The sequence below is a fragment of the Grimontia hollisae CIP 101886 genome (genome assembly GCF_000176515.1).
GTDB lineage: Bacteria > Pseudomonadota > Gammaproteobacteria > Enterobacterales > Vibrionaceae > Enterovibrio > Enterovibrio hollisae.
Genome location: NZ_ADAQ01000011.1, coordinates 46,677 through 55,131, shown reverse-complemented (window position 1 = coordinate 55,131; position 8,455 = coordinate 46,677). Strand labels below are relative to the sequence as shown.

At 44.1% G+C, this 8,455-nt stretch carries 10 protein-coding genes; all 10 read left to right on the top strand.

All coding sequences use genetic code 11. The annotated features are described in order from the left end of the window. Positions 1–31 precede the first annotated feature (31 nt). Positions 32–1,963, top strand: a complete 1,932-nt coding sequence (locus VHA_RS06565; protein ID WP_005502972.1) for an ATP-binding cassette domain-containing protein — start codon at positions 32–34, stop codon at positions 1,961–1,963. A 435-nt stretch (positions 1,964–2,398) separates the two neighbouring features. After that, positions 2,399–2,695: a hypothetical protein gene (locus VHA_RS06560; protein WP_005502970.1), complete on the top strand. Its 297-nt coding sequence runs from the start codon at positions 2,399–2,401 to the stop codon at positions 2,693–2,695. A gap of 60 nt (positions 2,696–2,755) precedes the next feature. Further along, positions 2,756–3,430, top strand: coding sequence for a flagellar type III secretion system pore protein FliP (locus tag VHA_RS06555; RefSeq protein WP_005502968.1), 675 nt, complete (start codon positions 2,756–2,758; stop codon positions 3,428–3,430). A 17-nt stretch (positions 3,431–3,447) separates the two neighbouring features. Then, entirely contained in the window at positions 3,448–4,131 is a 684-nt protein-coding gene (locus VHA_RS06550; protein ID WP_040528671.1) for a hypothetical protein, read from the top strand. Beyond that, entirely contained in the window at positions 4,124–4,372 is a 249-nt protein-coding gene (locus VHA_RS06545; protein WP_040528388.1) for a hypothetical protein, read from the top strand. Before VHA_RS06550 ends, VHA_RS06545 begins: the two co-directional genes overlap by 8 nt. Then, positions 4,362–5,831 (top strand): secretin GspD/PilQ domain-containing protein, encoded by a 1,470-nt coding sequence (locus VHA_RS06540; protein WP_005502956.1) that lies wholly within the window; start codon positions 4,362–4,364, stop codon positions 5,829–5,831. Before VHA_RS06545 ends, VHA_RS06540 begins: the two co-directional genes overlap by 11 nt. Further along, positions 5,831–7,093, top strand: a complete 1,263-nt coding sequence (gene vscN2 / locus VHA_RS06535) for a type III secretion system ATPase VscN2 (RefSeq protein WP_005502951.1) — start codon at positions 5,831–5,833, stop codon at positions 7,091–7,093. The genes VHA_RS06540 and vscN2 overlap by 1 nt, the downstream gene beginning before the upstream one ends. Beyond that, positions 7,047–7,442, top strand: a complete 396-nt coding sequence (locus VHA_RS06530) for a hypothetical protein (protein ID WP_005502950.1) — start codon at positions 7,047–7,049, stop codon at positions 7,440–7,442. Before vscN2 ends, VHA_RS06530 begins: the two co-directional genes overlap by 47 nt. Then, entirely contained in the window at positions 7,435–8,235 is an 801-nt protein-coding gene (locus VHA_RS06525) for a hypothetical protein (protein WP_005502949.1), read from the top strand. Before VHA_RS06530 ends, VHA_RS06525 begins: the two co-directional genes overlap by 8 nt. Next, entirely contained in the window at positions 8,222–8,455 is a 234-nt protein-coding gene (locus VHA_RS06520; RefSeq protein WP_005502947.1) for a flagellar biosynthetic protein FliQ, read from the top strand. The genes VHA_RS06525 and VHA_RS06520 overlap by 14 nt, the downstream gene beginning before the upstream one ends.

Here is an 8,455-nt window from a genome sequence, read left to right as displayed (position 1 = left end):
ACATTGGCCTAATTTTTGAGGCCTTAAGAGAATGAAAAACGTCTTTATTAGCCTGATTGACGAATTAGAAATTAATTGCCCAAGATCGCTTGAAAAAGAAATCCTTCATGCAGCAAGTGAAGAGCTTATTATTAAGCATATTGAAAAAGGCTTAGACAATAATCTTTTTACCTATAAATTCTTTATTGGACAGATCACACAGAATGTCTCTATTTTGTCCCACTTTGTGATTAGCTATGAAGATGGGTATAAATTAATTAAATACATTAACGGTGCGTATTATGACAGTGCCGGTGCAGCGGTTAATCTGAATGACTTTTTAGGGTGTCGTTATTTCGAATTACGTGAAACGGCAAAAAAAGTGGCATCAGATGATCTGATCACAGAGATATACCATTTAACGCCACTGTGGTCGGTGCTGTTATTATTACTGACCCCGTTTGCGTTGGTCACGCCGTTGTACACCAATATATTTAATACCCGACTGGTGTATTCCAATGCGGTCACTACCTTGTTTGTGGTGAGTGCTTTCTTCCTGATGATGTATATCGGGGAGTTTTTTGCAAAGCGTAAAATTAAAGAAGAATGTTTTAAAGCCAATAAAAGATCATCGAAACTGTTTGAACGCTATCTGTTTTCGTTCTTCCCTTATTTTAATGGCTTTTCATATGCCAACAGTTTAAGAACGGTAGAGCAATACAGGAAGATGGTGTGGGACAGCATCCCGATGATCGCCTCTGATGCACTGTCGTTCATCTTGCTGTTTATCGCCATGAGTGTGTTCCTGTCATGGCTCAGCGTCTACTTCTTGATGTTTTATGCGGTGATCTTTTTTATTTTCTTTGTCTACCGTTCAAAACTGTATAAGAAAATGGCCGACAACGAAAACGCCGCCAACGACATGTTGAAACTGCGTCTGTCTTATATTGATAACCGTGACAGCATCCGTTTTGTCAATAAATTCAACCTGCTGAAGAAATACTACAACACCTACAATATGTCGTTGCATTACGATGAAAAAATTTCTTCCTTCAATTTCTATTGGGATGAATTAACAAAACTGGTGTCTTTTTTGGCGCTGACACTATTGTTTGTTCTGTGTTTTGCCGGGATCAGCACCTCGACATTAAACCCCGCGTATATGATCGTGCTATTTATTATCAGCTCGCGGTTGTCGGGATTAATGGCCCAAATCGTTACACGCTTGTCACATTTAAAAGCGGGCCTTTATCACCTTAAACAATCCCTGGATATGTTGATGGGGGATAATATCACCAAAGACACCATTGATGATGTCGGTGTAAAAGCAGAATCGATAGATAAAATTAAACTGACAGGGTTAACCATTAAACATGATGAAGCCAGCATTCTGGAGAATGTGTCGCTCAAACTGAAAAAAGGCATTCTTTATGGTTTGAAAGGGGGCGTCGGTACCGGTAAATCCACCCTGATGAAAACCCTGATTGGCAGCCACCATAACTACAAAGGGAAAATTGAGTACGCAGGCATCGATTTGAATATCCTCGATAAATCGATGCTGGAATCGAAAGTCAGTTATCTGTCGGCAGACATGAGTTTCTTCTCCGGCACGCTGTACGACAACTTTGTGTTCCGGGGGTGTAATGCACCCAAAACCATGGATGCGATATTAAAAGAGTGTTTCCCGGGGCGAAACTTTGACTACCAGAACCTGTATGTGGATGACATTGACAATATCCCGATGTCTACCGGCCAGAAAAGGAAGCTGCTGTTCTTAATGGCGATATTGAGCAATGCAGATGTGTATGTTTTGGATGAATCTCTGGTCAACCTGTCACCGGAAGACGTGGTGAAATGCCTGGGCTTGCTGAGAAAATACGCCGCGCAATCGATTGTGATCCTCTCAAGTCACAACGATTCGGTGCTCTCAGCGTGCGATGTGGTGCTGGAAATCAAAGACAAAACCATTATTGAACACCAGTAAAGCAGGCAAACTGGAGAAGTTCCTGTCTAACTTGTTGTTATGATTGGTTTATTTTTGCACAAATTTCTGTGACAAAAATTGACAAAAGCCACAGAAATTCTGATTTGCCTGACTTTCTAGGCTTTTGCTGTGGGCGTAAATACAGTTGATAAGACACATTTATCAACTGTGGCACAACGCCAACAAAGCCAGGCAGCACAAGGCTTGCTTTGGATTTTTCGTCGATGATTGAATGAGTTAGCGGTCAGGGTGGAAAAACATTCTCCGAGTTTTGTCGTGTTTTTTCAGTGGATTTTTTTTGGGGCAAATAAATAATGTTCTCAACAAGGCGAAATGCAGAAATCAAAATGGCGCGTAAAAGTAGAACGTGTATATGATTAGTGCGATATATAGTAGCGTCTTGTCGTTTAATCTATCTTTCTAGGAGAAAAAAGAATGAGTTCGGGTGTAAATGCTTTAGCAGGTCGTGCGCTGACAAATGTTATTAACAAAGATTCAGATCTGAAGACTACAGAAGTGGGTAAGAATTTTGAAGAGCTTGTTAATGTTGCAGATTTGGCGGTTGAGACATTCCTTGAACAAAAAGGAACCCAAGATGGTTTACAGTTATCAGCAGCTGAGTCCTTGGAGTTGCAACGTCTGATGGGTGACCAAAGTATTACTGTGCAAACCGGTACTTCAACCCTGAAGTCGATCAAAGATTCCATTACTTCAGCAGCACGTAATATCTAATTACTTTTACTAATCGCAACGCCGGACTATGCCGGCGTTGATGTCGTGGTGAGAAAAGGCATGGTTGAACTATTAAGCCCTGAAAATGCCTATGCGGGTGTTAACCTGGTCACCTTTTTGGTGCTGGTGTTATTATCTGCAGTGGTGTTTATCTGCTTTAGCGGCTTTGTTAAATATTCCATTGTGCTGAATATTATTAAAAACGCCGTAGGTACCCAGCAGATCCCGCCAGCGATTGTGGTCAACCTGCTGGCCGCGCTGATGGCACTGAACAGCATTTGGCCACAACTGCAACCGGGTATTGAGCGGGTTGAACCCTATTTTTCACAGCAAACCCAGGAAGAGCTGAATAAACAGATTGATCAAGATCTGCCCAAAGGGGTAACCATGTATACCCTGGTCAGCCACTGGGCGGAGTTTTTCCCGGAAGTGTTGGAAAATGCCAAGCAGAAAACAGAAAAGCTGACGGAAGTGATCACTCTGCCGTTTAATTTTGACCAGGAACATGACACCTTTAAGTATTTTATCGGCAGTTTAATCTGGGATTTATATAAAGGGTTTGAGCTCGGGCTTAAGCTCTATATTGTGTTTGTCAGTATCGACTTTTTAATTGCGGTGATATTGAGCGGTGTGGGGATGACCATGCTGTCACCAACCGTGATATCCACGCCGGTTAAACTGGCGGTATTTTATTTTTCAGACAGCTGGACGATTTTATTTAAAGCCTTGGGGTAAACCGCATGTCAGTAAGCATGGATCAGTTCCTTTTTCCTAACTGGCTGTTATTTGCGGGTTTTTATCTTTTTTTGAGAATTTTTAATCCCACGCGGCTTTATTTAGATAACACCAGTTGCTTAGCGATTGCCATTATGCTGGCCATCGGGTTAGAAAAGATGCATATTAGCAGCCCTGTCACCTTTTCGTGGGTGATGGGCTGTGTTATTTTTGCGTTCGTCTGCTCGGTGCCCTACTGGCTAAGCGGTATGGTGGGCGGCGTGTTACAGCAAATGTTACTGCTGAACGAGCAATCGGTGCAGGACCAGCGCTTTACAGAAGAATCCGAAGCACTGGCCAAATTGTGCAGCCTGGTGTTTGTGGCATTTGCACTGGAAAACGGGGCAGTATTTAAGCCGCTGCTGGATCTTATTACCAGCAAACATCTCACCCTGAGTGAGGTGTCGTTTTCCAGTCTTTATCATACCGTGGTGGAACATATGCAGATGATTGTCATCATCACCGGAAAATATATTATTCTGATGCTGGTGATCACCATTTGCTGCGGTTATTTGGATTTGTTTTTTAAAAAGGCGTCGCTGTCTATGTTTGTGACGCCCAATATAAAATCGATCGTGATTATCGTGCTGTTAAATATCTGGCTGTTTCATGATCAGTTCTATGTGTTTGATAAGATGATGCAGAGTTTAGGCTATGAGTAGTATTAACCCAATCTCAGTCAATTCCATGGCGCTACATGCGCCACAAAACATTGAATTTGAAGACGTCCTGACCCAGGAAACACAACGCATCGCAAAAAGTGAATCCGCGGGTGAGGATGAAGTTATTTATAACGATGCCCAAATCGCAGACATGATTGTCGCCAATGGAGTGATTAGCGAGTCCATCCGACAGATGCGGGAAAATGAGCAAAAGCTGAAGGAGATCCTCGATGAAGCTTAGTCGGCTGTTGCTGATTTTTTGCTGTTTGTCGTTTACTGCCTCGGCCGATGTGTTGATCAAGCAACAGGACATGGATTTGAGGCAGGCGCTGGATGCGATCGCCAAAGACATGCAGCTAAAACTGGTGTCAAACATTGACAGCAAAACCGGATCGCAACCCATTACCCAGACCATCTCCGGGTCAGGGCCGGCGTTGTTGGCCGAACTGTCTGCGGTGTTTGATTTCGACTGGTACACCTTTGGTGGCACCCTGACCATTCAATCCGGTCAGCAATACCTTAATTACACCTATAAACCGAAGAACATTTCGCCTTCGCAACTGCTGGCTGAAATGAAAACGGCGTTTAAAACCAACACCACCACTAAAATCAAGCTGGTGGAACGTGGTAACTCCCTGTTGTTTTCCGGTACCCGCAGTTTCGTGACTGACGCCATGGGTTATGCCTCGATGGTGGATAAAAACCAGTTTCTCGAAGCGGGCAATAACCTTGAGGTAGCACGTATCGAGTTTAACTATATCTCGGTGTTGGACCGCAGCATTGCCACCTTCGACGGTGAAGTGAACTTCCCCGGTGCGCAATCGCTGATTGCCGCTGCCATTACCAATATCGGTCAGTTTACCAACCTGACCGATGAGGAAATGGCCACCCGCGCTTACCGCGTAAAGCTCAGTCAGGGGGAAAAGCAGGCACTGGAAGAAGACGAAAAGTCAACCAAAGTGCAGGCGTTGCCTGGGCCGAATGCGCTGCTAGTGCGCGGTACACAAGAAGAAGTCAAACTGGCGAAACGCATCGCAGCCCTGATTGATGTGAAGCGTCGCCAGTTGCTGTTTTCGCTCAAAGTGTATGACATCGCTACCGAGCGCAAAGAAAACCTGGGCATTGATGGTGGCTGGGTGAACGGCAGTCGGGGTATTTACGACATTGTGGTGCCGCCTTTTACTGAAACCAAAGACTTCCTGAAGAATTTCCAGGCGCTTTACAGCAATGGTATTGCACGCAGTGTGTATGAAACCAACCTGTTAGTGCTGGAAAACCAGCAAGGACAGTTTGGTAAGAAACAAACTGCCACTCTGGCGCTGGTGTCAAACAAGCAAATCCAGACTGAAAAAATCGAAGCGGATAACAGCTTGTACGTGACAGGGCGTTTGCTGCCATCCGGTCAGGTGCAGGCACGTGTTCAGTATGTTGAAGAAGCGCTGGATGACGAAGGTGAAGAGAGTGAAGGCAGCCAACGTCCACCACGTGTGAGTTCGCAATCGATGACCTCGGAAGTGTATATCAAACCGGATCAAACCGTGATTCTGGGCGGCTTTGACAATACGGTGACTGAACAGCGCATCACTGGTGTGCCGCTTATTTCGCACCTGCCGCTGATCGGTAATCTGTTCAAATATACGTCGGAAAGTAAGCACAAATATAAGCGCTATATATCCATTTCATTTCAGGTAATTGAATAATGCTGAAATGTTATTTTAAGGTGAAAGAGTCGTATCAGGACACGGTGAAATGCCGTGTCAATATTGATACCTTTGTCGGACAGGAATGTTTTGTTTACACCGTCGATGATGAGCGTATCCGGGGCGAAATTGTGAAGGTGATTGGCCCGGATCTTGAAATAAAACTGCTTCAGCCTGGTGCGGTGCAACGGGGCGGGAAAGTGGAAATCACGCCACGGCGCTTCTGCTTCCCGTTAAATGAAGAGGCACTGGTCGGCAAGGTCATTAACTGTTATGGCGAAAGTTTGTATGGCGACAGCTATCTCGAACAGCCGGGAGAGTTTATTGACCTGCCTATCGCGGTGGAGCCGATCCCCCTGCAAATGCGTGCGCCGATTGAAACGGTGTTTCCGACCAAGCTGAAGATTATCGATGGGCTGTTTACCATCGGGGAAGGGCAGCGACTGGGCTTGTTCGCACCAGCGGGAGCGGGTAAAACCACCACGGTATCGATCATGGCGAACAACATGGATGCCGATGTGGTGATTTTTGCCATGATCGGTGAACGTGCGCGGGAAGTGGTTGAGTTTCTTGAAGGGGAAATTGGCCCTGAAGTGATTAAAAAGTCCATCACCATTGTCTCGACATCAGAAGCGAACCCGCTGGAAAAAGTGCGTTCAGGACTGGTGGCCGTATCGATTGCCCGTTACTACATGGAGCAGGGCAAGAAAGTGGTGCTGTATTTTGACTCACTGACCCGTTTTGCCCGTGCCCAGGCGATGCTGGATGGCACCCCGATCAAAGGCGGTATCCCGATTGGTGTATCACTGGCGTTGTCCCGTTTGGTGGAAAGCTGTGGTAACTCCATTAGAGGGTCAGTCACCGGGATCTTTACGGTGCTGATCGAGCGTGAGATTGATGATGACCCGATTGCCCATGAGGTAAAATCATTGATCGATGGACACCTTGTCTATTCCACGACCATCGCGGCGACAGGGCGATACCCGGCGATTGACGTACTAAAGAGCAAGAGCCGTCTGCAAAACAAAGTGCAGGACAAGCATTACGTGCGTCTGTCCGAAAAAATCAAGGATATGGTTTATCGCTATTTCAATGTAGAGCTGTTGATCCGGGTGGGTGAATATGAAAAAGGCAACGATTTAGAAACCGATGAGGCGATCGAGTTGTATCCAAAGATCATGGAATTCCTGAAACAAGGTTTTGAAGGCGTTGAGTATGAAGAAACCCTCCAAGAAATGGAAAGAATTTGGTCAAATTATTGAAATCGTTGATATCAGGATAGAAAAACAAGCAAGGAAGCTGGATAAGCTACAAAAGAAAAGAGCGGAAATTAAACAGGCATTGTTGAGTAAATGGGATGAAATAGAAGCGCTACAACACCATTTGCAATCCATGGGAATGCAAAATGAACAAGATGGGTTAAAACGCCTCTTTATGCGACGGGAAAGCATTCGATCAAAAATAGAATCAACCTTCTATGATGCGTCAGTGATCAAGCAAGATCTGGACGAAGTTATGATTGAAATGCAGCAGGTACAGCAAGAAAAAAGAAATTTGGAGAAAAGGAAAGATCGTTTAGTCGAAATGCGAGAACAATTAATGTATGAGTAGCACTGATAATTTTGTGTCCTTTTATCATGTTGATTCTATCGATGATCACTCTGATGAAGTGATGCCCATTCTCGTCAAAGAAGAACATGAATTTACAAAAATGCTTCAGCGTGTAGACAAAGTTGAAACAGACGTTGGTGAGGGGGACATTGATATAGAAGAAGAGGATGAGAATAGCGACACAGATCTATCAGTAAAAAGAGGATTTATAGAGAAAATTGAAGGAAGAGACGATCTGGATCTCTTATTAAGCCATCAGTTTAATTCATGCATAAATGCAGAAGAAAGTAATGCTCCCGGAGGAGGTGCCGAGGCACTGCCGCAATTTGAACAAGGCTCGTATTGTGTACAGTATCGGCTAGTACAAGTAAATGGAAAAAATGTTCGGTTTGACAGTAGAATAGATGAAATTAAAAACTTCAATACAATTCATTTTGATACTGAGCCTGGAGATTACAAAGTAGATGACGCCAATCAGTTAGGCATGTTGGATTTTTCTAACACGTTACATGAAACCGGCCACAGCAACCACCATACACAAACGGTATACAGTGATAGCCATGATGGTGGCGGCAGTAAAAACAGTGGCGATAATGATGGTAACAACAGCGGTAATAATGAAAGTGAAGTGAATAGTTTGCGGGCAACAGATTTTAAGGTGTCTGATAACTGTTTGAACCAAATGAATGGCTTGGTACGGTACCGCGTATTTTATAAGAAAAAATATTATATATTTGAATTTAATAACGGGTGTCTGACACAGTTAAAGCGAGGAGTCGATGACGGTTCTTGATGTGACTGCCGCCAGTCTAAGTATTTTAACAGATGCAATTATTCTATTTTCAGTTGCATTTGTAATCACCGGCGTATTAGTGGGTCTTTTACAAACAGTATTCAGTATTCAAGATCCTGGTCTGCCAATGGCAGCGAAACTGGTTGTGTTTATGATGCTGCTTACTCAATTTGGGGGCAGTATTTATGAACAATTTCATTTATTATTCAGAGAGTTATAG

Bases quoted from the DNA above. Each gene is read 5' to 3' on its own strand.
- VHA_RS06565 (WP_005502972.1), top strand. From the start codon at position 32: ATGAAAAACGTCTTTATTAGCCTGATTGACGAATTAGAAATTAATTGC.
- VHA_RS06560 (WP_005502970.1), top strand. From the start codon at position 2,399: ATGAGTTCGGGTGTAAATGCTTTAGCAGGTCGTGCGCTGACAAATGTT.
- VHA_RS06555 (WP_005502968.1), top strand. From the start codon at position 2,756: ATGGTTGAACTATTAAGCCCTGAAAATGCCTATGCGGGTGTTAACCTG.
- VHA_RS06550 (WP_040528671.1), top strand. From the start codon at position 3,448: ATGGATCAGTTCCTTTTTCCTAACTGGCTGTTATTTGCGGGTTTTTAT.
- VHA_RS06545 (WP_040528388.1), top strand. From the start codon at position 4,124: ATGAGTAGTATTAACCCAATCTCAGTCAATTCCATGGCGCTACATGCG.
- VHA_RS06540 (WP_005502956.1), top strand. From the start codon at position 4,362: ATGAAGCTTAGTCGGCTGTTGCTGATTTTTTGCTGTTTGTCGTTTACT.
- vscN2 (WP_005502951.1), top strand. From the start codon at position 5,831: ATGCTGAAATGTTATTTTAAGGTGAAAGAGTCGTATCAGGACACGGTG.
- VHA_RS06530 (WP_005502950.1), top strand. From the start codon at position 7,047: ATGAAGAAACCCTCCAAGAAATGGAAAGAATTTGGTCAAATTATTGAA.
- VHA_RS06525 (WP_005502949.1), top strand. From the start codon at position 7,435: ATGAGTAGCACTGATAATTTTGTGTCCTTTTATCATGTTGATTCTATC.
- VHA_RS06520 (WP_005502947.1), top strand. From the start codon at position 8,222: ATGACGGTTCTTGATGTGACTGCCGCCAGTCTAAGTATTTTAACAGAT.